The sequence below is a fragment of the Brevibacterium litoralis genome, from assembly GCF_040212315.1.
Taxonomy (GTDB): domain Bacteria; phylum Actinomycetota; class Actinomycetes; order Actinomycetales; family Brevibacteriaceae; genus Brevibacterium; species Brevibacterium litoralis.
Genome location: NZ_JBDIUY010000014.1, coordinates 42,332 through 67,099 on the forward strand (window position 1 = coordinate 42,332; position 24,768 = coordinate 67,099).

The 24,768-nt window shown below is 70.4% G+C and carries 28 protein-coding genes; 18 read left to right on the forward strand and 10 right to left on the reverse strand.

Annotated elements, in window-relative coordinates; translation table 11 throughout:
* Window positions 1-3: 3 nt before the first annotated feature.
* Together AAD496_RS04570 and AAD496_RS04575 are read right to left on the reverse strand one after the other, a co-directional pair.
* Window positions 4-594 (reverse strand): hypothetical protein, encoded by a 591-nt coding sequence (locus AAD496_RS04570; protein ID WP_349827458.1) that lies wholly within the window; start codon window positions 592-594, stop codon window positions 4-6.
* 140 nt (window positions 595-734) lie between these two features.
* Window positions 735-1,370, reverse strand: coding sequence for a HEAT repeat domain-containing protein (locus AAD496_RS04575; protein WP_349827459.1), 636 nt, complete (start codon window positions 1,368-1,370; stop codon window positions 735-737).
* A 61-nt stretch (window positions 1,371-1,431) separates the two neighbouring features.
* On the opposite strand from AAD496_RS04575, the gene AAD496_RS04580 reads away from it, so the two are divergent.
* On the forward strand, window positions 1,432-1,965 hold the full coding sequence (locus AAD496_RS04580) for a PaaI family thioesterase (RefSeq protein WP_349827460.1): 534 nt from the start codon (window positions 1,432-1,434) through the stop codon (window positions 1,963-1,965).
* Between the two features lie 26 nt (window positions 1,966-1,991).
* Here the strand turns inward: AAD496_RS04580 and AAD496_RS04585 are convergent, their stop codons facing one another.
* The 3 genes from AAD496_RS04585 to AAD496_RS04595 are packed head-to-tail and all read right to left on the reverse strand — an operon-like array spanning window position 1,992 to window position 5,241.
* A complete protein-coding gene (locus AAD496_RS04585; RefSeq protein WP_349827461.1) occupies window positions 1,992-3,113 on the reverse strand; it encodes a FecCD family ABC transporter permease in 1,122 nt (373 codons plus the stop codon).
* Window positions 3,110-4,075 carry a FecCD family ABC transporter permease gene (locus tag AAD496_RS04590; protein WP_349827462.1) on the reverse strand — a complete coding sequence of 322 codons (966 nt, stop codon included), beginning with the start codon at window positions 4,073-4,075 and terminating at the stop codon, window positions 3,110-3,112. The genes AAD496_RS04585 and AAD496_RS04590 overlap by 4 nt, the downstream gene beginning before the upstream one ends.
* Window positions 4,076-4,122: 47 nt before the next feature.
* Window positions 4,123-5,241 (reverse strand): iron-siderophore ABC transporter substrate-binding protein, encoded by a 1,119-nt coding sequence (locus tag AAD496_RS04595; protein ID WP_349827464.1) that lies wholly within the window; start codon window positions 5,239-5,241, stop codon window positions 4,123-4,125.
* Window positions 5,242-5,347: 106 nt separating this feature from the next.
* On the opposite strand from AAD496_RS04595, the gene AAD496_RS04600 reads away from it, so the two are divergent.
* The 6 genes from AAD496_RS04600 (at window position 5,348) to AAD496_RS04625 (ending at window position 9,131) form a co-directional block, all read left to right on the forward strand.
* Window positions 5,348-6,340 carry an ABC transporter substrate-binding protein gene (locus AAD496_RS04600; RefSeq protein WP_349827465.1) on the forward strand — a complete coding sequence of 331 codons (993 nt, stop codon included), beginning with the start codon at window positions 5,348-5,350 and terminating at the stop codon, window positions 6,338-6,340.
* 187 nt (window positions 6,341-6,527) lie between these two features.
* Complete coding sequence (locus AAD496_RS04605) at window positions 6,528-6,614, forward strand: iron chelate uptake ABC transporter family permease subunit (RefSeq protein WP_349827591.1); 87 nt, start codon at window positions 6,528-6,530, stop codon at window positions 6,612-6,614.
* Window positions 6,611-6,835, forward strand: a complete 225-nt coding sequence (locus AAD496_RS14875; RefSeq protein ID WP_433913720.1) for a hypothetical protein — start codon at window positions 6,611-6,613, stop codon at window positions 6,833-6,835. Before AAD496_RS04605 ends, AAD496_RS14875 begins: the two co-directional genes overlap by 4 nt.
* Before the next feature lie 2 nt (window positions 6,836-6,837).
* Window positions 6,838-7,641: an ABC transporter ATP-binding protein gene (locus AAD496_RS04615; RefSeq protein WP_349827466.1), complete on the forward strand. Its 804-nt coding sequence runs from the start codon at window positions 6,838-6,840 to the stop codon at window positions 7,639-7,641.
* A gap of 87 nt (window positions 7,642-7,728) precedes the next feature.
* Complete coding sequence (locus AAD496_RS04620) at window positions 7,729-8,700, forward strand: alpha/beta fold hydrolase (protein WP_349827467.1); 972 nt, start codon at window positions 7,729-7,731, stop codon at window positions 8,698-8,700.
* Between the two features lie 29 nt (window positions 8,701-8,729).
* Window positions 8,730-9,131 carry a hypothetical protein gene (locus AAD496_RS04625; RefSeq protein WP_349827468.1) on the forward strand — a complete coding sequence of 134 codons (402 nt, stop codon included), beginning with the start codon at window positions 8,730-8,732 and terminating at the stop codon, window positions 9,129-9,131.
* Between the two features lie 46 nt (window positions 9,132-9,177).
* On the opposite strand, the gene AAD496_RS04630 is transcribed toward AAD496_RS04625, so the two are convergent.
* Window positions 9,178-9,735, reverse strand: a complete 558-nt coding sequence (locus AAD496_RS04630) for a peptidoglycan-binding protein (RefSeq protein ID WP_349827469.1) — start codon at window positions 9,733-9,735, stop codon at window positions 9,178-9,180.
* Here AAD496_RS04630 and AAD496_RS04635 point away from each other — a divergent pair.
* Window positions 9,722-9,961: a hypothetical protein gene (locus AAD496_RS04635; protein WP_349827471.1), complete on the forward strand. Its 240-nt coding sequence runs from the start codon at window positions 9,722-9,724 to the stop codon at window positions 9,959-9,961. The two genes, AAD496_RS04630 and AAD496_RS04635, sit on opposite strands and share 14 nt — an antisense overlap.
* A gap of 55 nt (window positions 9,962-10,016) precedes the next feature.
* Here the strand turns inward: AAD496_RS04635 and AAD496_RS04640 are convergent, their stop codons facing one another.
* The 3 genes from AAD496_RS04640 to AAD496_RS04650 form a co-directional block, all read right to left on the reverse strand.
* On the reverse strand, window positions 10,017-10,898 hold the full coding sequence (locus tag AAD496_RS04640) for an ABC transporter ATP-binding protein (protein ID WP_349827473.1): 882 nt from the start codon (window positions 10,896-10,898) through the stop codon (window positions 10,017-10,019).
* On the reverse strand, window positions 10,895-11,866 hold the full coding sequence (locus AAD496_RS04645) for a FecCD family ABC transporter permease (RefSeq protein ID WP_349827475.1): 972 nt from the start codon (window positions 11,864-11,866) through the stop codon (window positions 10,895-10,897). The genes AAD496_RS04640 and AAD496_RS04645 overlap by 4 nt, the downstream gene beginning before the upstream one ends.
* A gap of 71 nt (window positions 11,867-11,937) precedes the next feature.
* Entirely contained in the window at window positions 11,938-13,044 is a 1,107-nt protein-coding gene (locus tag AAD496_RS04650; RefSeq protein WP_349827476.1) for a FecCD family ABC transporter permease, read from the reverse strand.
* 74 nt (window positions 13,045-13,118) lie between these two features.
* Here AAD496_RS04650 and AAD496_RS04655 point away from each other — a divergent pair, with 74 nt between their 5' ends.
* From AAD496_RS04655 to AAD496_RS04665, 3 genes are all read left to right on the forward strand, one after another.
* Window positions 13,119-14,150, forward strand: coding sequence for an iron-siderophore ABC transporter substrate-binding protein (locus tag AAD496_RS04655; protein ID WP_349827477.1), 1,032 nt, complete (start codon window positions 13,119-13,121; stop codon window positions 14,148-14,150).
* 2 nt (window positions 14,151-14,152) lie between these two features.
* Window positions 14,153-15,127 carry a siderophore-interacting protein gene (locus tag AAD496_RS04660; RefSeq protein WP_349827479.1) on the forward strand — a complete coding sequence of 325 codons (975 nt, stop codon included), beginning with the start codon at window positions 14,153-14,155 and terminating at the stop codon, window positions 15,125-15,127.
* Between the two features lie 144 nt (window positions 15,128-15,271).
* Window positions 15,272-16,573 carry a hypothetical protein gene (locus AAD496_RS04665; RefSeq protein WP_349827481.1) on the forward strand — a complete coding sequence of 434 codons (1,302 nt, stop codon included), beginning with the start codon at window positions 15,272-15,274 and terminating at the stop codon, window positions 16,571-16,573.
* Here AAD496_RS04665 and def read toward each other — a convergent pair.
* The gene (gene def, locus AAD496_RS04670; RefSeq protein WP_349827482.1) at window positions 16,567-17,142 is read right to left on the reverse strand and encodes a peptide deformylase; all 576 of its coding nucleotides are present in this window, start codon (window positions 17,140-17,142) and stop codon (window positions 16,567-16,569) included. The two genes, AAD496_RS04665 and def, sit on opposite strands and share 7 nt — an antisense overlap.
* Window positions 17,143-17,392: 250 nt before the next feature.
* Between def and cysK the strand changes: the two genes are divergently transcribed.
* The 7 genes from cysK to ilvD all read left to right on the forward strand — a co-directional run bounded on the left by cysK (window position 17,393) and on the right by ilvD (window position 24,462).
* Window positions 17,393-18,319 carry a cysteine synthase A gene (gene cysK / locus AAD496_RS04675; protein WP_349827484.1) on the forward strand — a complete coding sequence of 309 codons (927 nt, stop codon included), beginning with the start codon at window positions 17,393-17,395 and terminating at the stop codon, window positions 18,317-18,319.
* 116 nt (window positions 18,320-18,435) lie between these two features.
* Window positions 18,436-19,068, forward strand: a complete 633-nt coding sequence (epsC, locus tag AAD496_RS04680) for a serine O-acetyltransferase EpsC (RefSeq protein ID WP_433913724.1) — start codon at window positions 18,436-18,438, stop codon at window positions 19,066-19,068.
* Between the two features lie 231 nt (window positions 19,069-19,299).
* Window positions 19,300-20,478 carry an LLM class flavin-dependent oxidoreductase gene (locus tag AAD496_RS04685; RefSeq protein WP_349827486.1) on the forward strand — a complete coding sequence of 393 codons (1,179 nt, stop codon included), beginning with the start codon at window positions 19,300-19,302 and terminating at the stop codon, window positions 20,476-20,478.
* Window positions 20,478-21,092: a CE1759 family FMN reductase gene (locus AAD496_RS04690; RefSeq protein WP_349827487.1), complete on the forward strand. Its 615-nt coding sequence runs from the start codon at window positions 20,478-20,480 to the stop codon at window positions 21,090-21,092. Before AAD496_RS04685 ends, AAD496_RS04690 begins: the two co-directional genes overlap by 1 nt.
* A gap of 1 nt (window position 21,093) precedes the next feature.
* A complete protein-coding gene (locus AAD496_RS04695) occupies window positions 21,094-21,618 on the forward strand; it encodes a MarR family winged helix-turn-helix transcriptional regulator (protein ID WP_349827488.1) in 525 nt (174 codons plus the stop codon).
* A gap of 84 nt (window positions 21,619-21,702) precedes the next feature.
* The gene (locus tag AAD496_RS04700) at window positions 21,703-22,653 is read left to right on the forward strand and encodes a 2-hydroxyacid dehydrogenase (protein ID WP_349827489.1); all 951 of its coding nucleotides are present in this window, start codon (window positions 21,703-21,705) and stop codon (window positions 22,651-22,653) included.
* Window positions 22,654-22,710: 57 nt separating this feature from the next.
* On the forward strand, window positions 22,711-24,462 hold the full coding sequence (gene ilvD, locus AAD496_RS04705) for a dihydroxy-acid dehydratase (protein WP_349827490.1): 1,752 nt from the start codon (window positions 22,711-22,713) through the stop codon (window positions 24,460-24,462).
* Window positions 24,463-24,768: the final 306 nt, after the last annotated feature.

Below are 24,768 nucleotides of genomic sequence, written 5' to 3' on the forward strand. Positions count from 1 at the left end.
CGGTCAGAGTTCGTACTCGGGGAAGCGGTGCTCGGGTGGGGGCTCGGGTGCGGCGGTGAGCACGGCGCGGGTGGATTCGAGCAGGGTGGGGACGGGATCGGTCCCCGGTTCGTCGGCGCCCCAGGTCCGTTCGGTCCGGGGCCGGAGGACGTGCTCGAGGAGCATGAGCGCCCGTTCCGCCCAGAACCGGAGGACCGGGTGGATCCAGCCGGAGATCTTGGAGTGGGCGCAGGCCGCGGCGATGCAGGCCTGGATCTCGGCGTACAGGAGGGACTCGTGGTCCTCGGCGGCCGCGAGCCAGGCCTCGATCTCGGCCTGGCTGCTGGTCCAGATCTCCTCGGGGACGAGGCCCCAGTCACCGAGGAGGGACGCGAAGGCACCGACGATGTGACCGTCCTCCCCGCCGTCCGGGTAGTGCTCGGTGAGGATCGCGAGGGTGTCCCATCCGGTGTCGGTGCCGAAGGGAGCGGCCGGGTCGTCGAGGGACCAGAACCTCTCCGGCGCGGCGGCGACGTAGGCGCGATGGCTGGTCGTCGGGGACAGGCCTTCGGCGTCGAAGTCGTCCAGGTGCGGGGCGAACTGTGACCCGGTCATGGTGGAGAACCTAGCGGCTGCACCCCGGATTGGGAACGACGGATCTGCGGTCGTGGACATGCCGGGACATCACCCCAGGTGAGGGGTGTGACCGTGGCGACCGGGCAGTGGTGTCACTCGTCCACAACACCGCCGCCCGATCACGCGAGATCGCCGAGGGCGCGGACCCGCTTGGCCTCCTCGACGTCGACGGTGAAGGTCTCCTCGGGGTCGTCGAGCGCACGGAGGGAGGCGATCGCATGGGCATGGACAGTCTCGGGGTCGTCGGCACCGATCGATTCCAAGGGCCGACGGGCGTGGTCGCCCAGGTCGGCCAGGGCCCGGCTGAGGCTCAACTGGACGTCGCGATCTCCGCGCCCGAGTTGGGTGACGAGTAGACGAGCGAGCTCGGGCTCGATGCCCACGGGCACGACGGCGACGGCGGCACGCCACGCGGTGCGGGCGACCTGGTCGTCGGGGTCGCGGAGGTGGTCCTCGGTGATGTGGTCCCAGGTGGCGGGATCGCCGATTTTCGAGAGGGTGTGGAGTGCCTGGCTGCGTGCCTGCGCGACCGGGGACGTGAGTTCGGCCAGCACAGGGGGCACCACGAGGTCGTGGGGATGACGGGTGAGTGCCCAGGTGAGCATGTCGCGGACGTAGAAGTCCGGTTCGACTCCGCAGCGTGCGACGAGCTCCTCGATCTGAGCCGGGTCCGGATGAGTTCCGAGCGACAGTGCCGCCTGGAGACGATCGGAGGGATCGGTGGCGGTCAGGGCGCGGAGCGCGGGCGCGGTCATGGTGCCAGGGTACGGGTGATCTGTGCCATGTCGAGCGGGTTGAGGTGGCAGGATGTCGGGTATGACTACTGAGCACTCCGCCCCTGCGACGAGCACGACCACCTCGGCGACGCCGAAGGCCGGCCCCCTGACCCGCGAGCAGCTCGCGACGATGAGTGGACTGGAGATCCTCCGACACATGCAAGCCGCCGCAGAAGCTGCCGCGGAGTCAGGGGCTGAACTGCCTCCTTCGATCGGGCGACTGCTCGGTATGCGGGTGTCGCGAGTCGACGAGGGCGAGGTCGAGTTCACGCTCGACACCGTCCCCGACTTCGCGAACCCGCTCGGACAGACCCACGGAGGGATCTGCGCGACCCTGCTCGACTCCGCACTCGGGTGCGCGGTCCACACGACCCTCGACGCGGGTGTGGGGTACGGGACCCTGGAGATGAAACTCAACTACGTCCGTTCGGTCCCGACCGACGGGACGACCCTGCGTGCAGTGGGACACGTCGTCCACTCGGGACGCTCGACCGCGATCGCCGAGGGCAGCGTCTTCGACGACCAGGACCGGCTGGTCGCTCATGGCACGGAGACCTGCCTCATCTACCGCTGAAGCGGGGAGCCCTCACCCCTGCATCCTCACCCCTGCTTCTTCCACTGCGCGAGGAGCAGGTGCCCCAGATAGACGCCACCGATCCCGGCCGTGACGACACCGACGGGCAGCCCCTCGACCCACGGCACCTGCTGGACGACCAGATCCGCACCGGTGAGCAGCACCGCACCCACGAGTGCCGCCCCGCACACGTTAGCCCCGGACTCCCGCGTGAGCATCCGCGCGAGGTGCGGACTCATGAGCGAAATGAAAAGGACGGGTCCGGCGACCGACACCGCCCCGGCACCGAGCAGCACCGACACGACGACCGCCTCCGTCCGCACCCGTCCGGCCGGTTCCCCGAGCACCGTCGAGACCTCGTCGCCCAACTCCATCGCGCGGAACCGGTGGGCCAGGCGCACCACCACCGGGAGCGCCACGAGGACGACCGTCCCGATGATCAGCACGTGCTCCCAGTTCCGCGCGTTCAACGACCCGACCAGGTACGCGGCCAACTGGGCGGCCTGGTCCCGCAGGGTCGCCGTGACGACGAACTGGGTGACACCGTGGGCCATCGCGGCCACCGCGATCCCGGCGATGATCAGCCGCGCCGTCGAGTCGAACCCCCTGCCGGTCGACACCCACACGAGCCCGATCGCGAGAGCCGCACCCGCGAGCGCACCCACCGGCCCCGAGGCGGACACCGGGAACAGCAGGGTCGCGACCGCGACCCCGGCGCCGGCCCCGGACGAGAGCCCGATGACGTCGGGTGACCCGAGCGGGTTCCGCGTGACCGCCTGGAACAGGGCCCCGGCGAGCCCGAAGGCCGCACCCGCGCCGAGCGCGACGAGGACCCGCGGCCCGCGCAGCACCTCGAACACGTACACGACCTTCCGCGGCGGATCCCCGCCGAGTGTGGCGACCAGGTCGGACATCCCGAGCCCCAACTCCCCGAGGGTGAGCGTGAGGGCGACGAGCACGCCGGCGAGCACCACGAGCACACCCCACACCACCCACGGGCGGGTCCGGGTGGGCAGGAGTGAGGGGAGTGCCAGGGTGACTCGTCCGCGGTCCGGGCAGGGACGGCCCGGTTGCGTCGGGGTTCGGACCAGGGTGCCTCGGCGGCGGCGGTCGGCGGGCGGCCGCAGGGTGACGCTCGGAGTGGTCATCGCTCACCCCCGCCCGCGGCGCCGCGGCGCAGCGCCCACAGCAGGAAGGGCGCGCCGACGAAGGCGGTGACGATCCCGACGAGCAGTTCCGCCGGTCGCAGCACGGTGCGGGCGACGATGTCCGCGACGACGAGCATGACCCCGCCGCCCAGGAAGGAGGCCGGGACGAGCCACCGGTGGTCGGCCCCGAGGAGCGGTCGCAGGACGTGGGGGACCGCGAGGCCGACGAACCCGATGGGACCGGTGACCGCGGTGGCGGCCGCCGCGAGCAGGGTGGCCGCGGCGATCCCGCCGATCCGCACCCAGCGGACGGGGATGCCCAGCGCGGTCGCCTGGGCGTCGCCGAGGGCGAGGACGTCGAGGGAACGGGCGAGCACCACGGCGGCGAGACCCCCGAGCGCGAGGGCCGGTGCCGCGGCGGCGAGCCCCGGGAAGTTCGCCCCGGCCAGGGACCCGACGACCCAGTACCGGTACGAGTCGAAGGTCATGGGGTCGGAGAGGACGACGGCGTTCACGTACGCGGTCAGGACCGCCGTGACGACGGCTCCGGCGAGCACGAGCGGGACGACGGAATCGGACCCGGAGCGCCGCCCGAGCACGATGACGACGAGGACCGCCGCCACCGCCCCGGGCAGTGCGACCCACACGGTCGCGGCACTCGTCGCGGCACCGGTGAACCCGAAGAAGGCCGTGGCCGTCACCACCGAGGCCGAGGCGCCCACCCCGACCCCCAGCAGGCCGGGCTCACCGAGGGGGTTGCGGGTGATGCCCTGGATGACGACCCCGGACACCGCGAGCGCTCCGCCGACGACCATGCCGACGACGGTCCGCGGGATCCGGGTGTCGACGACCTGCCGGATGTACGCGTCACCTCCGCCGGTGAGCACCGCCCAGACCTCGCCGAACCCCGTGACCTTCGACCCCGCGAACAGCCCCGTGACCCCACTGGCGCCGAGCAGCACCAGCAGGGTCAGGAGGATCAGCGGACGGCGCCCGAGGTGCCGGACGCTCAGAGCTTCGCCACCGCCTCGTCGATGAGCACCTGGTACTCGTCGAGCATCCACTCGACGGTGAGCGGGTTGATGATGGAGGAGGCGGTCACGAGCGAGGGGTCCGTGGGCGCGACGACGGAGCCGCGCTCGACGGCCGGGATCGAGGCGTAGAGGTCCTGGCCCTCGATCTCCTTCCGGCTCTCCTCGTCGGTGTAGAAGGTGAAGAGCAGGTCGGAGTCGGCGAGCATGTCCGCGTTCTCCAGTCCGACGAGGGCCGACATGGTGCCCGGCGCGTCGAACTGGCTGCGCATGTCCTCGATGACTGGATCGGGCGTCAGGCCCATGGCGGCGACCGTCGCCGAGCGCTGTTCCTCCGGGTAGAAGGCCCCGAGCGTGCCGGGTCCGTTCGTGTAGACGAACGAGTAGGTGAGCCCCTCGTACTCGGGCTTCGCGGCGGAGGCGAGCGTCTCCTCGACCCCGGTGATCGCCTCGGCGGCGGCCTCGGACTCCCCGAGCGCCTGCCCGATGATCTCGATCTGGTCCTGCCACTCGATCGTCCATGGCTGCTCGGGGTAGGCGACGACCGGCGCGTAGGCGCTCAGCGCGTCGTACTCCTCCTGCGTGATGCCCGACCACGGCGCGAGCACGACGTCCGGGTCCAGTGCGATGATCGCCTCGGTGTCGATCGTCCCGTCGCCGCCCCACTGCTCGGGCAGCGCTCCGCCGCTCGCGGTGACCTCCTCCTCGATCCACGGCAGGTACCCGGACTCCGGGTCCGCGCCCCACGGGTAGGCCTCGATGCCCACCGGCACCGTGCCGAGGGCGATCGCCGTCTCCGCCGATCCCTGCCCGATCGTCACGACGCGCTCGGGCTTCTCCTCGATGGTCGCCGTGCCGAGTGCACTCTCGATCTCCACGGGGAAGGCCGCGCCCGAGGCACCCTGCCCGTCGTCCTCACCCGCGCCCTCGGTCCCGGCCTCCGTCGTGCCCGAACCGCAGGCGACGAGCCCGAAAGAGAGTGCGGCGGCCGCGGCGCCGAGGCCGAGTGACCGCCGGGTGAGACCGGCTCGGGTGGTGTCCCGGCCGGTGGTGCCGCGCCGGTGGATCCCGGCGATCGATCGAGGGCGCATGGTCATGGTGAACTCCCAGGTGGGTGGTGTGAGGAACGAAACGGTGGAACTGTAACAGGGAATTAGGTTACGTTCATGTTTGCGAAAGGTGGAAGGTGGGGCTAAGTTAGGCGTGCCTGAGTCCGGCGTGGGTGTGCTCACACCCACCGCTCCGACCCCGTGCGCTCGTCCGACCCTCCGCGGCCTCGTCGCCGTCGCCGGTGCCGCCGCACTGCTCACCCTCGCCGCCTGTGGCGGCGGGACCTCCTCCGAGGCACCGGCCGCGGGTGATGCCGCCGGTGAGGGCGCCTCGGGAGCGGGGGAGTACCCGATCGAGATCGAGCACGCGCTCGGCACGACCGTCATCGAGTCCGCGCCCGAGCGCGTGGCGACCGTCAACTGGGCCAACCACGAGGTGCCGCTGGCCCTCGGCGTCGTCCCGGTGGGCACGGCCGCCGCGAACTTCGCGGATCCCGACGGCGACGGTCTGCTGCCGTGGACGCAGGAGGCACTCGACGACCTGGACTCCGGCCTCGACTCGGAGACCGCCCCGGTGCTCTTCGACGACACCGCCGGCTACGACTTCGAGGCCATCGCGGACACGGATCCGGACGTCATCCTCGCCGCCTACCCGGGCATGACGCAGGAGGACTACGACACGCTGAGCCAGATCGCGCCGACGGTCGCCTACCCGACGACCGGATGGGGGACGACCTGGCAGGAGACCGCCATGTTCATGACCCACATGGACCCCACCGACCTCACTGAGGTCGGCTTCTACATCCCGCTGGACACCGGCGTGCAGTTCTTCGAGGACCTGGGTCTGGAGATGCCACAGTCCGTGGTCGACGCCTCCGGCGACGTGGTCAGCCAGTCGGTCTCCGCCGAGCAGGTCGAGACCTTCGACGACGTCGACATCATGGTCGCCTACGGGGACGAATCCCTGGCCGAGGCGCTCAAGGCCGATCCGCTGCTGTCGAAGATCCCGGCCGTGGCGAACGACGCGATCGTGTGGTTGGACGGGTCGTCCGCCGCCGGCACCGCCGCGAACCCGACGTCGCTGGCCATCGACCACGTGACCGAGGACTACATCGCCGCACTCGCCGAGGCGGCGAGCCAGTCCTGACCGCGCGCCGCACCCTGGCGCTCACCCTCACGCTCGTCCTGCTCGCCGCCGCGTGCCTGGCCTCCGTGGCCCTCGGTTCACGCGAGGTCGGTTGGCAGGACGTCGTGCGTGGCGTGCAGGGCCACATCGAGACCTTCGGCGAGGCCGCCGTGTTCCGCCGCGTCCCCGCACACTGCTCGCAGTGGTGGTGGGCGCGGCACTCGCGCTGTCCGGCGCCGTCATGCAGGGGATCACCCGCAACCCGCTCGCCGACCCCGGGATCCTGGGGGGGTGAACAGCGGGGCCGCACTCGCGGTCGTCATCGGGATCGCGTATTTCGGGATGTCCTCGCCGTGGACGTACATCGGGGTCGCAGTGCTCGGATCGGCGCTCGCCGCGGCCTTCGTCGGTCAATGGATGGTCGGGACGCGGTACCCGGTCGGCGTCATCACGGGTGTGCTCGGTGCGCCGTACCTGGTGTACCTGGTGGCCCGCAGCAATCGGAAGGGTGTGTAGGAATGTCCGGAGGAACACTACGGGTCGACGGCGTGACGCTCGGCTACGGGCAGCGCACCGTCGTGCCGGACCTGTCGCTCACGGTGCCGGCCGGTGACATCACCGTGATCGTCGGCGCGAACGCCTGCGGCAAGTCGACGCTCCTGCGGTCGATGGCCAGGCTGCTGAGGCCGAGCGACGGGGCGGTCCTGCTCGACGGGGACGACATCCGGAGGGTGCACACGAAGGAGCTGGCGCGGCGCCTCGGGCTGCTGCCCCAGGCACCGAGCGCACCGGAGGGGATCACGGTCGCCGACCTCGTGGGACGCGGGCGACACCCGCACCGCGGACCGTTCACCCGGTGGACCGGGGAGGACGACCGGGCGGTCGCGCAGGCACTGGAGGACACCGGGGTCGCAGAGCTCGCGGAACGGACGGTGGACGAACTCTCCGGTGGCCAACGCCAGCGGGTGTGGATCGCGATGGTGCTCGCCCAGCACACGGGGGTGTTGCTGCTCGACGAGCCGACCACCTACCTCGACCTCAACCACCAGGTCGAGGTGCTCGACCTCCTCACCGATCTCAACCGGTCCCGGGGCACGACGATCGTCATGGTGCTCCACGATCTGGACCTCGCCGCACGGTACGCCGACCACCTCGTGACGATGCGTGACGGCGAGGTGTACGCCTCCGGCCCACCGGCCGAGGTGCTCACACCGCAGTCGGTCCGCGACGTCTTCGGGCTCGAGAGCCTGGTCGTGCCGGATCCCGTGTCCGGAGGGCCCCTGGTCGTGCCGATCGGCCGACACCACGACACCCGGGCGTGAGGCGGAGCCGGAGCCGTCCACCGGGCACTTCCTGCTCTTCACTGGGCGAATCCTCCCGTCCACCCGTCGTTGTGACAGGCTGCACGTATGGACACACAGAGCCACGACGAAGAGGTCGACCTTCTGGCCATGGACGGACTGCCGACGACCCGGGTGGAGGTCGGGGACCTGAGTTTCTCGGTCATCGACGTGGGCCCGGGGAGCACCGTCGAGCAGGACGGAACCGGGAAGGACGTAGGGGAGCCAGGGGATCCGGGCAAGCCGGACCATCCGGTGTCGACCGTCATCCTGTTGCACGGGTTCCCCGACAGGGCGCTCATGTGGCGCCACCAGATCCGGTCGCTCGTCGCCGCCGGTCACCGGGTGATCGCGCCGGATCAGCGGGGGTTCGGCGACAGCGATCGTCCGGAAGGTGTGGCGCCCTACCACCTCTCGCACCTCATGAAGGACGTCCTGGGGATCGCGGATGCCCTCGGGGTCGACCGATTCCGGTTGGCCGGGCACGACTTCGGGTCGCTCGTCGGGTGGATGCTCGCGACCGCGCACCCCGACCGGGTCGAGCGGTACGCCGCACTGTCGGTCGGTCACCCGCGGGCCTTCTCCGGGGCGGGCTTCGAGCAGAAGCAGAAGTCCTGGTACGTCCTGTGGTTCCAGCACGAGGAGGTCGAGCCGATCATCGCGGCCGAAGACTTCGCGTGGTTCCGCACCTGGTCCCACGGTGGTGCGGCGAGGGGCCGGGACGCCGACGCCGACCGCCAGATCGACGACCTGTCCCGGCCCGGTGCCCTGCGTGCCGCCCTGAGTTGGTACCGCGCGAACATGCCCCCGCGGATCTTCACTGCGACCGCGGCGGACCGGTCGGACCTGCCGACCGTGTCCTGCCCGGTCATGGGTGTGTGGAGCGATGCGGACATAGCGCTCACCGAACGCCAGATGACGGACTCCCAGTGGTACGTGGATGGCGACTGGCGTTACGAGCGGATCGACGGGACCGACCACTGGATGTCGGTCCACGCGCCGGAGAAGGTCTCCGCCCTCCTCGTCGACTTCTTCGCCTGATCGCCCGCGCGGACGGATGAAGGACTCCGATGTTCGAACGTCAGTGGTGGCGGTGGGTCGTCAACATCCTCGGAGCGTTCATGGTGCTCGGTTCCCAGGTACTCACGTTCCTGTGGGTGGGGTCGACGAACGTCGGTGAGATGGATGGCACGCGGTATTGCCCGGACTCGCCCCCGGACATCCCGCTCGAAGGCCAGGGTGGTCGGATCCACGGCGGGTACGTCCCGCCGTCGATCACCTGCGACATCCACGGGATGCAGGGGTGGGAAGCCGTCCACACCACCTACGACATCCTCCCGGCCTATCCGTTCTGGGCGGGGGTGGTGCTTCTCGGCATCGGAACCGTCGGTGGTGCGGTCCTGAGACGTCGGCGACGATCACGGGAAGCCCGACGCCTCGCCGAACACGACGCACAGACCGGCAGACGTTGAACCGGAGGCCCCTTCACACCCGCGCCTGAGACGACGCCTCACACCCTCACCCGATCGGGTCGACGTCCCGGTGGGCATCGAGGAGCTCCTTGGCGAGCGGTTCCCACTTGGCGTACGCCTCGGGATAGGCGGAGCGTTGAACGGCCTGGGCGGCCTCGGTGGGGCGCATCCGCTCCCAGCCGTCGATCTGTATGAGCCCGGGGTTCTCCCCGTCCGGGTTCGTCCCGAGGAACGAGGTCGTCGCCCACACCGGGTCCCTCACCTGGGCCGTCGTACCCCAGCCCTTCGACGGCCGCTGCTGGAACAGCCCGAGCGAATCCCGATCCCCGTGGTCGAGGTTCCGGAAACTGCTCTCCTGCCCGGCGGTCATGAGGGCGATGACGATCGCCTCGTCACTCATCCCCTCACCCTTGCCGATCGCGATGATCGTCCGCGCGTTCTCCACCTGCGCATCCGTCAGCGCGGACGGACCGGGAGTCCCGCGCCGCTCGCCCTCGGTGCGCTCGCCGCCCGGACCCACCAGGTGCGCGACCCATGCGACCATGCACGCGAGCATGACGAGCACGACCGTCGTGGCGAGGGTCGTCCCCGTGCGTCCCGTCATCACCGATCCCCGCCGCCGAGGTGCCCTCCGCGTCCCCGACACCCGCGCCGTCCCGCGGGTCGAGGCACCGGATCTCCGCCGGGTGGTCCCGCTCGACCTCCCGCGGGTGGCCGCACCCCGCCCCGGTTTCCGGGTCGAGGATCCGCGCGCCGATCCACTCGGGGAGCGACGCGTCGAGCCGCTCGCGGTCGAGGTGGTCCGTCGTGAAGTCACCGCGCCAGTCTAGGAACCGAGGCCGACCATCTGCTGGGAAACGGAAGGTCCGGCGGACCTCACGAGCCTCACCCCGCCCGCGTCAGGGGGATCACGAGCGGGTTTCCGGAGCGCGGGTCGGGGACGATGTCGCAGGTGATGCCGAAGATCCGCTCGACGGTCGCCTCGGTGACGACCTCGGACGGTGCGCCCTCGGCCTCGATCCGCCCGTCCTTCATCGCGACGATGTGATCGGAGTACCGCGCGGCGTGCGTGAGGTCGTGGAGCACCGAGAGGATCGTCGTCCCCTCGGCGTTGAGCTCGGCGAACAGTTCGAGAAGATCGAGCTGGAAGGCGATGTCCAGGTACGTGGTCGGCTCGTCGAGCAGCAGGATCTCCGTCTCCTGCGCGAGCGCCATCGCCACCCACACCCGCTGCTTCTGCCCACCGGACAGCGCATTCACCGAGGCGTGCCGCAACTGGACGAGGCCCGTCCTCTCCAGCGCGGCCTCGACGGCCCGTTCGTCCGCGTCCGACCAGGGTTGCAGGAACCCCTGGTGCGGGTACCGGCCCCGGCTCACCAGCCCGTGCACCGTGATCCCCTCGGGTGCTACGGAGGTCTGCGGCAGCAGGCCGATCCGCCGCGCCGCCGTCTTGGGCTTCCAGTCCTGCAGCGTCTTCCCGTCGAGCACCACCTGCCCGTCGGAGGGCGCGAGCAACCGGGCCATGCCCTTGAGCAGCGTCGACTTCCCGCACCCGTTGGGCCCGATGATCGTCGTGAACGACCCCGGCCGCAGCCGGAAGTCGACCCCGTGGACGATCGGGGTCGCGTCGTAGCCCAACCGCACGGCCCGGGCCTCGAGCCCGGCATCCGCCGCGAGCCCGGCCCCGCCGGTGCCGGTCCCGGCGTCCACCGCCCCCGCCGTCGAGGCGCCCCGCACTCCCGTCTCCACGTCCGTCTCCGTCCTCATGCCTTCCGATTCCTTCCGGTCCCGCTGTTCACCAGCAACCACAACAGATATGCGCCTCCGACGACGACCGTCACCTGGCCCGCCGTCACTCCGCCCGGCAACACGTGTGCCGCGACGAGGTCCGCCGCGACCAGGAGCACCGCACCGACACAGGCCGAGAGCACGAGCGGTAGCCCGGCACTGCGCGCCAGCCGCGCCGCGATCTGCGGGGCCGACAGCGCGATGAATGCGATCGGCCCGGCCACCGCCGTCACCACGGAGACGAGCGCGACGGCCACGAGGATCACCGCCATCCGCACCGTCTCGATCCGTACGCCGTGGGCGCGCGCCGTGTCGTCGCCCATCTCCAACTGCCGCAGGCCCCGCGCCAGGAGCCCGACGCCGGCACCGAGCACCACCAGGCATGCCGAGGAGCCCGCCACGTCGTGCACACCCACGTCCGCGAGCGACCCGGCTCCCCACATGGCGGCCTGCATGGCCTCCTCGCGGCCGGCGACGAGCAGGATCCACACGTTCACGGAGCCGAGCGCCGCCGTCACGCCGATGCCCGTGATGATGAGTCGGTACCCCTCGACCCCACGACGGAACGCGAAGGCGTAGACCAGGAGCGCGGTGGCGATCCCGCCCACGAGGGACCCGAGCGTCGCCCCGGCGAGCCCCGCCCCGAGCACGATCATCGCGACGAGCGCCCCCGTGTACGCGCCCGTCGAGAACCCGACGACGTCCGGTGACCCGAGCGGGTTGTCGGTGAGCGTCTGGAACATCGCACCGGACAGACCGAGTGCCGCCCCGAACACGACCGCCGCGAGCACCCGCGGCAGGCGCCACTCCAGCACGATCGTCCGCGTGAATCCGGCCTCCGGGTCCACGATCGCGCGGACGACCTGGGCCGGCGACATCGGGTAGTCCCCCAGACCGAGGGCCACGAGGACGGCGAGCACGAGCACGCCGGCGCTCGCCGCGGACACCCACCGCTCCCGAGGCGCCCCGGACCCCGGCACCTCCCGCGCCGTTCCCCGAGTCGACGTCCCTGTCGTGCTCACAGCTTCGCCACCTCCGTCCGACGGGCCAGCCAGACGAGGACCGGCGCCCCGACGAACCCCATGACGATGCCGACCGGCAGTTCTCCGGTCGGGAGGACCAGACGCCCGAGTACATCGGCGAGGATCACGAGCGCGGGACCCATGAGCAGGGACAACAGTGCGACGGACCGGTACTCGGGGCCCATGAAGGACCGGGCGACGAGGGGGACGACGAGGCCGACGAACCCGATCGGGCCGGCGAGTGCCGTCCCGGACCCGGCGAGCACGGTGACACACAGGAGTGCGAGGACGCGCAGGGTCCCGGTCCGCACTCCGAGGCCCCGGGCGGACTCCTCACCGAGCGCCAAGGCGTTGAGCGGTCGGGCGAGGAGGAGTGTGACGACCACCGCGAGGGCGAGGCCCGGAGCGACGGGGGCGAGTTCGTGCCACCGACTGCGTTCGAGGGATCCGGCCTGCCAGGCGCGCATGGCGTCGAAGGCGGCGGGATCGGCGAGGACGATCATGCTGGTGACCCCATGGAGGACCGCCCCGAAACTCACGCCGGCGAGCACCAGGCGCGCAGGGACGGCACCGCGCCCCAGTACCCCACCGACGGCGAGGACGAGCAGGGAGGCGAGCAGAGCCCCGCCGAATGCGAAGGGGAGGAAGGCCGCGGAGGACCCGAACCCGAAGACCCCGGCAGCGATCGCGATCGCGAAGGCCGATCCGGCGTTCACCCCGAGAAGACCGGGTTCGGCCAGGGGGTTCCGGGTGAGTGCCTGCATGAGCACGCCGGCCAGCGAGAAGGCGAGGCCGGCCGCCAGCCCGGTGATCGTCCGGGGCAGACGGAGGTCTGTGACGACCGCGGTCTCCGGCGTGCCGTGGCCGGTGAGAGCCGCGACGACCTGGGTCACGGAGAGGTCCCGCGAGCCGAGCAGCAGGGAGGCCGCACAGGCGAGGAGGAGGACGAGGACACCGAGTGCGCACCCGACCGCGGGGTTGCGGAATCCCCGACCGGCCCAGTGCTGTGGTCGGCGAGGGCGTGGTCGGGCCGAGGTGATGGGTGGGGCGGCCGGGGGAGTGTCCTCCGGGGTGGCGCCCGCTGCGGTCCTCGTATCGGTCATGGGTTTTTGCGAAGATCCTTCTTGTGTATTGTGGCCAGGCAAGCCTAACCGAATTGTTGAGATATCGAGGTCCCATGTCGCTCTCCTCGCTCCGCGCCTCCTCCCGTGCGGTCTCCCGGCCGACCCGTCCCGTGCTCGCCGGCCTCGCCGCCGCGACGGCCCTCGTGCTCACCGCCTGCGGTGGTGGCACCGCGGAAGGGACGGGGGACTCTGACGGAGAGGGCGCCTCGGGTGCGGTGAACGTCGTCGAGACGGCCTTCGGACCCGTCCAGGTGCCCGCCGACGCGGACACTGTCGTGGCCCTCGGCTGGGGCGACGCGGAGACCGCGCTGGAACTCGGCATCGAGCCGGTGGGGGCCAGCGACTGGTTGGCCTTCGGCGGCGACGGCGTGGGGCCGTGGAACGAGGGTGCGTACACGGAGTCGCCGGAGATCATCGACACCCTGGAGCCCTCCTACGAACAGATCGCCGCGCTGGAGCCCGATGTCATCCTCGACGTCAAGAGTTCCGGTGATCAGGAGCGGTACGACCGCCTGTCCGAGATCGCCCCGACCGTCGGTGTGCCCGAGGGCGGCGAGAACTACCTGGTGACCAATGAACAGCAGGTCACGATGATCTCCCAGGCCTTCGGGCTCCAGGAGGAGGGTGAGGCGCTGCTCGACGAGGTCGACGCCGCCTTCGCCGCGGTCCGGGAGGCCCACCCCGAGTGGGAGGGGCTCACCGCGACCGCCACGGCGCGGACCTCGGAAGGGTGGGGCGCCTACGTGGAACCCGGTGAGCGCGTCGAGTTCCTCAAGGACCTGGGCTTCGTCCCCTCGCCGACGATCGCGGACATGCCGGTGGGTGACACCGGGTTCTCCGTCGACATCGCCCAGGAGAACCTCGACGACCTCGATGCGGACCTCATCGTCGCGTTCCCCATCTACATCGAGACCACCGCGATCACCGACGACCCGCAGTGGCAGCAGATCCCGGCGGTCGCCGACGGACGATCCGTCGTCATCGACGGCGACCTCCAGTCCGCGTACTCGCTCGGCACCGTCGGCGCGCAGCTGTACGCGATCGAGGAACTCACCGGGCTGATCGAAGGAGCACTCGACTCATGAGCATGACGGCACAGACCTCCGGGACCACCGTCCCCACCGCCGAGGACGAGGCGCGTGCACGGGCCGAGGAGCTCGCCCGCGCCGAGAAGGAGATGACCGAGCGCACCGTCGCCGCGATGGAGGCCTTCGAGGCGACCGACCCGCAGGTGACGACCGTCCGGGTGGTCCGCAGCGTCCAGGTGACCCCCGGGTTCATGCGCCTCACCTTCGGGCCCGACCTGCAGTCGGTCGACGGCGGCGAGCTCCCGCCCTTCTCCTACATCGGCGCCGACCAGTGGTTCCGGCTCTTCGTGCCGGCCGGGGGCGACCCCGATGCCGAGCTCGTCCTGCCGCGCGGGGGATCCGCCGGCTGGTACAAGCGGTACACGACCCTGCCGGAGGACACCCGCGCGGTCTGCCGCAACTACACCGTCCGGGAGTTCCGGGCCGTCCCCGTCACCGAGGCGAACCCCGGTGGCTGGGAGTTCGACGTCGACTTCGTCCTCCACCGCAACGAGTTCGGCGAACTGGAGGGCCTGGCCGCCCACTGGTCGACCCTCGCCCGACCCGGTCACCGGGCCGGGATCCTCGGTCAGTCGGTCATCTACGACCCCACCGAGGAGCCGGGCACCGTCACGATCCTCACCGACGAGACCGGCCTGCCCGGCGTCGAGGCGATCGTGCGCAACCGTCCGGCCGGGTCCGAGACGACGGTGCTCGTGACCGTCGCGAACTGCGATGACGAACGCGGCCTGCACTGTGCGAACGCCTGCGCCGAGTGCTTCTTCTGTGCCAAGAACCCCAAGGTCCACGTGCGGTGGCTGGACCGGGAGGCCGGGGAGTCCTGGGAGCGTGCCCTCGACGCGCACCTGGCCGTCACGCAGCCGGACTACTTCTACGCCGTCGGGTCCCAGCCGATGGTCCTCGACGCCCGCAAGCGCGCCAAGGGCGTGGGCCTCACGAACGACCGCATCCGGTTCTGCGCCTACTGGCGGTGACCCGTCGGGTCCCCGGGTACGGATCCCGCCGTCGAGGTGCCGGCCCGCCGTCGAGGTGCCGGAACCGTGGGGTTTCCCCACTGCTTTTGCTCAGCCGGGCCTCCTAGACTGCTCCCGCAGGGGCGAGGCACAGGAGGGTGAGCCATGGTGAGTCAGTGGCGCAAGCTGTGGAAATCGGAGGTCGGCAAGACCGATCCGATCTACCGTGTCCTCGTCCCGGACTCCGTGCCCCCGTCCGTCCGCCAGGTGTGGCGCGCACGTGGGTACCGGTTCGGCGCCGGTGACCCCGGGGCGGCCCTCGTCCACGCAGGCATGCGCCGGAATGTCATCCCCTCGAACGCGGCCTTCCAGTTCTCCCGGGGTGCGACGACCGTCGCGACCTCCTCGGCACTCATCCCCACCGGACTCGTGTGGCTCATCGACGGCACGCTCGCGGCCGGCGGTGTCATCACCGGTGGGATCTTCGCGGTCCTCGGCGGTGGCCTCACGCTCAGGACCTGGCTCACCACGCGCCGGGACCCCAAACGCCTGCGCCCCGAACAGAAGCAGCATGCGGCCGCCGCCCGCTGGATCTCCCCGGCCGAACTCGGCTATGTCGCGGGCAAGGGTGGACAGGACACCGACGAACAGCGGCTCTTCCATCTCGCCGTCGTCATCGCCCGCCGCATCACGCAGACCCGCGCCTGGACCCACCCGGTCCTCGAGGGCCATGTCTCCCGGGTCGACCTCGACCACGCAGTCGGGTCGATCGGGTCCCGCCTGCAGGAACTCGTCGAACTCCGCGCCGAGCTCGAAGCCGTCCGGGAACCTGTGACCGCCAAGCGCGTGGACGCCTACCTGGCCAAGCTCGCGAAGGCCTTCTCCTCGATCGCCTCCCGCGTCGTCTCGATGCACGAGTACTACGAACACCTGCTCGACCTCGACCGGCAGATCACCGTCCTGGAGAACACCGAACGCTCCAAGCAGTTGGGCGACCGCGTGCTCGACGTGCTCGCCCGCACCGCCGATGACGACGACGCCGACTGGACCTTCCGCGAACTCAACATCGACGCCGACTCCCACGCCGACGTCATCCGCGGCCTGCTCTCCGAACTGGAGGAGACCGCCGGCGAGTTCGACGACTTCGACCCGGCCGACGACCTCGACCGGCGCCTGGCCGAGGCACAGTCCCAGGCCGGGAAGCAGCGGGGCCGCCGGAAGAAGGACCAGGGCACCGCGCCCGAGGCGCCCGGCACCTCTGCAGCCCCCGCGCCGGTGGGCATGCCCCGGGCGGTGGCACCCGACGGGACGTACCGGATGGCCGGTGGGGCGCCTCGGGCGCAGGAGGACCGCACCGCGGGTGGGCAGACCGCACGTGAACTCACGGAGACGACACCGGGCCCGCAGATCCATGAGTTCCTGCGGGCCCGTGACGCGGAGAAAGAGGCTGAGCGCGGGGGTCAGTGACCGAAGGGGTCCTCGTCCTCGCCCGGCATCCAGCTGATGCCCGGCTCGGTGTACCCGAGCTTCTTCTGCTGCTTCTTCCAGTCCTTCTTCCAACGCCCCTGCAGGCGGTCGACGTAGAGCGTGCCCTGCAGGTGGTCGAACTCGTGCTGCATGATACGGGCGAACCAGCCCTCGACCGTGAGGGACACGGTGTTCCCCGCGACGTCCTTGCCCTGGACCGTCACCTTGGACGAACGCTTGAGCGGGAAGTCGAGAGCGGGCACGGACAGGCAGCCCTCGGACTCGTCATGGGGGTCCGGCGGTCCGTCCGGGATCTTGTTCGCCACGAGCACCGGGTTGACGAAGACGCCGCGGCGGCGGACGCCGGCCACCTCGTCGTCGGCGTCGTAGACGTAGATCTGCTTGCCGATGCCGATCTGCGGGGCGGCCAGGCCGACGCCGTTGGACAGCTTGAGGGTCTCGAACATGTCGTCGACGAGGGCTACGAGGTCCGCGTCGAACTCGGTGACGGGATCCGCCTTGCGGTGCAGGACGGGCTCGCCGTACACGACGATGGGGTGAACGGTCATGGCCTGGGATTCTACGTGGGCGGGCGTCCGCGGCGCCCGCCCGACGATCTGTGACATCCGGGGATGTGAAGGGCGTCATGACCGGGCATAATGGTGCTGTTGACGAAACCGGCAGCTGAAGCCATTGGCTGGACGGTGTGTACACGCTGAAGAAGCATCGATCCGGACGCGAAGCCGGACTCAGACCTGCGGCGTGCGGACGCACCTCCACGCGTCCGCTCCGCGGAACCGTGGAAGGAACACACACCGAATGAACATCTACTCGAACGTCACCGAACTCGTCGGCCGCACCCCGCTCGTCCACCTGTCGTCCGCGAGCGAGCGGACCGGGGCGGAGGTCGTCGGCAAGCTCGAGTTCTACAACCCGGCGAACTCCGTGAAGGACCGGATCGGCGTCGCGATGATCCGCGCGGCCGAGGAGTCCGGGGAACTGAAGCCCGGCGGCACGATCGTCGAGGCAACCTCCGGCAACACCGGTATCGCGCTCGCGATGGTCGGCACCGCCCTGGGATACAAGGTCGTCCTCACGATGCCGGAATCCATGTCGAAGGAGCGCCGGGCCCTCCTGCGCGCCTTCGGTGCCGAGCTCGTGCTCACCCCGAAGGCCGAGGGCATGCGCGGTGCCGTCGAGAAGTCGCAGGAACTCGCCGACGAGGGTGCCGTCCTCGTCCGCCAGTTCGAGAACCCCGCGAACCCGAAGATCCACGCGGAGACCACCGCCCAGGAGATCCTCGCCGACACCGACGGCCAGGTCGACGTGTTCGTCTCCGGCATCGGCACCGGCGGCACCATCACCGGTGTCGGCCAGGTGCTCAAGGAGAAGAACCCGGGCGTGCACGTGGTCGCCGTCGAGCCGGAGGCCTCCCCGCTGCTGTCCGAGGGCCACGCCGCCGGCCACATGATCCAGGGCCTCGGCGCGAACTTCGTGCCCGGCGTCCTCGACACCGACATCTACGACGAGATCGTCACCGTCGGCAACGAGGAGGCCATGGAGTCGGCCCGCCGTGTCGCCCGCGAGGAGGGCGTCCTCGTCGGCATCTCCTCCGGCGCGGCCCTCCACGCCGCCGAGCAGGTGGCGAGCAAGCCGGAGTTCGCCGGCAAGCGCGTGGTCGTCGTGCTCCCCGACTTCGGTGAGCGCTACCTCACGACGCCGCTCTTCTCGGAGTACATGGACTGATCACCCGGATCGAGGGGGTCGACGTGTTGAGGAAGGCCGTGCGTACGAAGAGGTCCGGTGGTGCCACCGGCACCGTCGGTGCCGCCGCGGGGGTCGCCTCGGGCGTGGCCGGACGGCTGGGCTCGGGTCTGCGGAAGGCCGCCGAGGCGGTCCGTGGTGCCCGGGAGAGGGTGCGGGAGGACCTCGACACGGCTCGGGGCAAGGACCCGGCCGCGCCGGGTGATCTCGTCCTCGCCCTGTCCTACCCGGGCCTGCACGCGGTGTGGGCCCACCGGGGCATCCACCGTCTGTGGCAGCACCCGGTCGGCAAGGCGCCCGCACGCCTGCTCTCGCAGGCGGTGCGGACCGCCACCGGTGTGGAGATCCATCCGGGTGCCACGATCGGCCGTCGCTTCTTCATCGACCACGCCAATGGTGTGGTCATCGGGGAGACGGCGGAGATCGGCGACGACGTCATGCTCTACCACCAGGTGACCCTCGGCGGGACCTCGCTCGCACAGGAGAAGCGCCACCCGACCCTCGGTGACGGCGTGCTCGTCGGTGCCGGGGCGAAGATCCTGGGGCCGGTGACCATCGGGGCCGGTGCCGCGGTGGGCGCGAACGCCGTCGTCGTCCGGGACGTCCCGGAGGGGCACTCGGCGGTGGGGGTGCCCGCCAAGGACAGGGCGCCTCGGCCGCGGGAGAACCAGGAGGACTCCGGGGCGGCGACGCCGGCGGGGGTCCTGGAGGACCCGGCCCTGTGGATCTGAACTGAGGGGATCTGAACCGCGGGGATCCGAACCGCGGGGATCCGACCTGAGTGACTCCGGGTGACCGGGGTCATACGGGAAGGGAAGGGGAATAGCTCCCCTTCCCTTTTCGTTGCTCAGTCTGTTAAAGTTTTAACGAACTGGTTGAGAGTTGAACTACCCTCGATCGACAGGCTGCGCGGCCCGACCCGGAGGACCCCGGGTACCGGACCACGAGGAGACGGAACAGACATGGACATCGGCATCTTCACCATCGGTGACGTCACCACCGACCCGACGACCGGCAGGACCCCGAGCGAGCACGAGAAGGTGAAGAACACCCTCGCCATCGCGCAGAAGGCCGAGGAGATCGGTCTCGACGTGTTCGCCACCGGTGAGCACCACAACCCGCCCTTCGCCGCACCCGCCGACCCGCCGGTGCTGCTCGCGTACATCGCCGCGCTCACCGAGCGCATCAAGCTCTCGACGGCGACGACGCTCATCACGACGAACGACCCGGTGCGTCTGGCGCAGGACTACGCGTACCTGCAGCACCTGTCCGAGGGCCGCGCCGATCTCATGATGGGTCGCGGCAACACCGGCCCCGTCTACCCGTGGTTCGGCAAGGACATCCGCTCGGGGATCCAGCTGGCGATCGAGAACTACAACCTGCTGTACAAGCTGTGGCGGGAGAAGGACCTCGACTGGGAGGGCAACTTCCGCACGCCCCTCAACGGCTTCACCGTCGCGCCCTTCCCGCTCGACGACGTGGCGCCCTTCGTGTGGCACGGCTCGATCCGCAGCCCCGAGATCGCCGAGCAGGCCGCTTACTACGGCGACGGCTTCTTCCACAACAACATCTTCTGGCCGGCCTCCCACACCGCGCGGATGATCAAGCTCTACCGCCAGCGCTACGAGTACTACGGGCACGGCCGCGCGGACCAGGCCTTCGTGGGCCTCGGCGGTCAGGTGTTCATGGCCAAGAACTCGCAGGACGCCGTCAACACCTTCCGTCCGTACTTCGACAACGCGCCGGTCTACGGTCACGGTCCGAGCCTCGAGGACTTCACCGCGCAGACGCCGCTCACCGTCGGCTCGCCGCAGCAGGTGATCGAACGGTACCTGGGCATGCGTGAGTGGGCCGGGGACTACCAGCGTCTCCTGTTCCTCATCGACCACGCCGGGCAGCCCCTCGACATGGTTCTCAATCAGATGGACATCCTGGGCGAGGAGGTCGTGCCCGTCATCCGCAAGGAGATGGACGCCGCGCGCCCCGCCGACGTCCCCGACGCCCCGAGCCACGCCTGGCTCAAGGAGCGCAAGGAGTCCGGCAACGCGCCGGTCCCCGGTGGCGACCAGGGCTCGCGGGCCTTCGCGGACCGGATGGCCCGGGCCGAGCGAGAGGCCGCTGATGAGGCGGAGGAGAACTGATGTACCGGATCGTCGCTCTCTCCGGCGGGACCGGGGAGCCCTCGAACTCGACCAAACTCGCCGAGCGACTGCTCACGGCCGCCCGCGCACAGTTCCCCGGCCATGAGGTGGAGACCGAGGTCATCGCCCTGCGCCCGCTCGCGCACGACCTGGTCGACATGTCGCTCACCGGGATCGCCTCGGACCGTCTGCAGGCGGCCTTCGACTCGATCCGCACGGCCCACGGCGTCGTCGTGGTCACCAGCGTGTACAACGCGAGTCCCTTCGGGCTGTTCAGCCTGTTCCTCCAGCTGTTCCCGGACGGCGGGCTGGACGGCCTTCCGGTGACGCTCGCCGCCACCGGTGGGACCGCGCGGCACTCGCTCGTCGTCGAGAGCCACGTCCGTCCGCTCGTCAGCTACCTGCACGGTCTGGCACTGCCGACAACGGTCTTCGCCGCGACCGACGACTGGGGCGCTCCCGAGGCGTCCACCGGTCTGGGTGCCCGCGTGCAGCGGGCCGCCGGTGAGCTGGCCCGGGCGATCATCGGCCGGCCCGTCGAGCAGCACGACGTGTTCGACGAGTTGGACCCGGACGGGATCACCCCCTTCGACCAGCTGCTCGGCGGGCGCTGACATGGAACCGTCGAGTGGGCAGTCCCTCCCGTCGACCTGGCAGTCCCTGCCGATCGGTGGGCCCGGTCTGCCGGGACAGTCCGGTCTGCTGGGGGAGACCGCCGTCCTCGACGCGTGGCGGGCCTACTTCGAGACCGGCCAGCGCCTGGTCGACCGCATCGAGGATGAGCTCAAGGCGGAGACCGGGATGACGCTCTCGGACTTCAACCTCCTCCTCGTGCTCGTCGAGGCGCCCGACCGGCGCCTGCGCATGAACGAGCTGGCCCGCCGGATCGTCTTCTCCGCCCCGCGTCTGACCTACCGCGTGCAGGTGCTGGGGAAGAAAGGGTGGGTGGAGAAGCAGGACTGCCCGGAGGACAAACGGGCGCACTACGTGGCGCTCACCCCGCACGGGATGGAGGAGTACCTGCGGGCGGGGGCCGTGCAGCGGCGGCTCATCGGCCGGTACTTCGAGTCCGCGCTGGGTCCGGGGGACGCAGCCGAGGTGCAACGCATCAGCCGCGCGATCGCCGATCGGCTGGACTGAGGCGCTGCGGGCTCCGCCCGGACCGAGTCCGGGAGCCGGACGTCGGCTGCCGTGTGGGGTCGTGATCGTGCCAGAATCCGGGGTATGACGACCCTCGACATCCACACCATCGCGTTCCCCACCGCCGAACTCCGCGACGCCGTCCTGGCCCGGGTGCCCGACATCAAGGAGCTCGGTCTCGAGTTCCCCGTCTGGTCCCACGAGCACCAGGACGACGGCGTGAGCAAGGCCGACATCGACATGGTGGTCCTGCCGTACCTGAACGGGCAGAAGACCGCGCCGCTACTGGACGAACTGCCGAACCTCAAGGTCGTCCACACGCAGTCGACCGGCTACGACATCGTCGCGGACCTGATCGGTCAGGTGCAGGTCGCCAACGCGAGCGGTGTCCACGCCGCCGCGACCGCCGAACTCGCCATCGGCCTCACCCTCACCTCGCTGCGCGGGATCGACGAGTCCGCCCGTGACATGACCGACCACCGCTGGCGCCACCTGCGTCATCCGGGCCTGGCCGACCGCAAGGTACTGCTCGTCGGTGTCGGCGGGATCGGCAAGGCGATCACCGACCGTCTGCTCCCCTTCGAGGTCGACCTCACCCGGGTGGCCACCCGCGCCCGCGAGGACGAGTACGGCACCGTCCACGGCATCGACGAACTCCCGCAGCTGCTGCCCACGGCCGAGGTCGTCATCCTCATCACCCCGCTCACTGCCACCACCCGGGGCCTCGTCGACGCGGAGTTCCTCGCGGCGCTGCCCGACAAGGCGCTCGTCGTCAACGTCGCCCGCGGCAAGGTCGTCGACACCGACGCGCTCGTCGCCGAACTGGAGTCCGGCCGCCTGCGCGCCGCCCTCGACGTCGTCGACCCGGAGCCCCTCCCGGCCGACCACCCCCTGTGGTCCACGCCGAACACCCTCATCACCCCGCACGTCGGCGGCGACACCGAGGCGTTCGAGCCGCGCATCGTCAAACTGCTCGCCGAGCAGATCCTGCGCATCCAGAAGGGACAGCCGCTGCTCAACGTCATCGAAGAGTGAAGTCCGGATCGCGGATCATGTTCCCAGCATGTGGACCGACGGTTGTAGGCTGCGGTCATGAGCACAGACACCACCCCCAGCACCGGAACCCCCGGCAGCGCCGAGCGCGCCGTCAAGCCCGGGGTCGACATCAAACCCCGCTCGCGTGACGTCACCGACGGACTGGAGCGCGCCGCCGCCCGCGGCATGCTCAGGGCCGTCGGCATGGGCGACGACGACTGGCAGAAGCCGCAGATCGGTGTGGCCTCGTCGTGGAACGAGATCACGCCCTGCAACCTCACCCTGCAGAAGCTCGCCGGGTACGCCAAGGAGGGCGTGCACGCCGCGGGTGGTTATCCGCTGGAGTTCGGCACCATCTCGGTGTCCGACGGCATCAGCATGGGCCACGAGGGCATGCACTACTCGCTCGTGTCCCGCGAGGTCATCACCGACTCCGTCGAGACCGTGTTCGGCGGCGAACGACTGGACGGTTCCGTCCTCATGGCCGGCTGTGACAAGTCGATCCCGGGAATGCTCATGGCCGCCGCGCGCCTGGGCCTGTCCTCGGTCTTCCTCTACAACGGTTCGATCATGCCCGGCACGGCCAAGCTCTCCGACGGCTCGGAGAAGGAGGTCACGCTCATCGACGCCTTCGAAGCGGTCGGTGCCTGCCGCGCCGGCAAGATGACCGAGGCCGACGTCGACGCCATCGAGCGCGCCGTCTGCCCCGGTGAGGGCGCCTGCGGTGGCATGTACACCGCGAACACGATGGCGTCCGCGGCCGAGGCGATGGGCATGTCCCTGCCCGGTTCCGCCGCACCCCCGGCCATCCACCGGTCGCGCACCAACTATGCCCGCCAGTCCGGCGAGGCCGTCGTCAACCTCCTGCGCCAGGGCATCACCGCGAAGGACATCATCACGCGCGAGTCGCTCCTCAACGCGATCGCCGTCGTCATGGCCTTCGGTGGCTCGACGAACGCCGTCCTCCACCTGCTCGCCATCGCGCACGAGGCCGATGTCGACCTCGACCTCGACGACTTCAACCGGATCGGCGACAAGGTGCCCCACTTGGGCAACGTCAAGCCCTTCGGCCAGTACGTCATGAACGACGTCTTCAAGATCGGTGGCGTCCCCGTCGTCATGCGGGCGCTCCTCGACGCGGGGCTGCTCAACGGCGACTGCATGACCGTGACCGGCAAGACGGTCGCGGAGAACCTCGAGACGATCAACCCGCCGGACCTCGACGGCAAGATCCTCCGCGCCATGGACGACCCGATCCACAAGACCGGTGGCCTCACCGTGCTCACCGGCTCGCTCGCCCCCGAAGGCGCCGTCGTGAAGTCCGCCGGCTTCGACGCGGACGTCTTCGAGGGCACCGCCCGCGTCTTCGACCGCGAACAGCCCGCCATGGACGCGGTGCTGAACGGCGAGCTGAAGAAGGGCGACGTCGTCATCATCCGTTACGAGGGCCCCAAGGGTGGCCCCGGCATGCGCGAGATGCTCGCCATCACCGGCGCCATCAAGGGTGCCGGGATCGGCAAGGACGTCCTCCTCATCACCGACGGTCGGTTCTCCGGCGGGTCGACCGGCCTGTGCATCGGCCACGTCGCCCCCGAGGCGGTCGACGGCGGTCCCATCGCCTTCGTCGAGGACGGCGACCGCATCACCGTCGACATCGCCGCCCGCACCATCGACCTCCACGTCGAACCGGAGGTCCTGGCCGAGCGGAAGAAGACCTGGACGATCCCGGAGAATCCCCGCCTGCACGGCGTGCTCGGCAAGTACGCGAAGACGGTGGGGTCGGCCTCCAAGGGTGCGGTCACCGTCTGATCCTCCGCTCCTTCAGGCGCCCTGTCGTCGGCATTTCACGTGCCGGGCGCGGGGTGGGGTGCCCCTCCCATTCCGGTGACGGCCGGGGGCGGGGCGGAGAGTTTCCCTCCCGCCCACTCCAGCAGTACGAAACCCCTGTTCCGAGTCCTGCGCGGTCCCGGCACGGGGGTTTCGTACTGCCTCCGTACGCCCACCACACCCACTCGGGAAGCTCTCCGCCCCGCCCCCTCCTCGGCATGACAAGTGCGGGGCCACCTCCACGCCGCGCCCTCCTTGGCATGACGGCTGGGTGCCTCGGGGCGGACC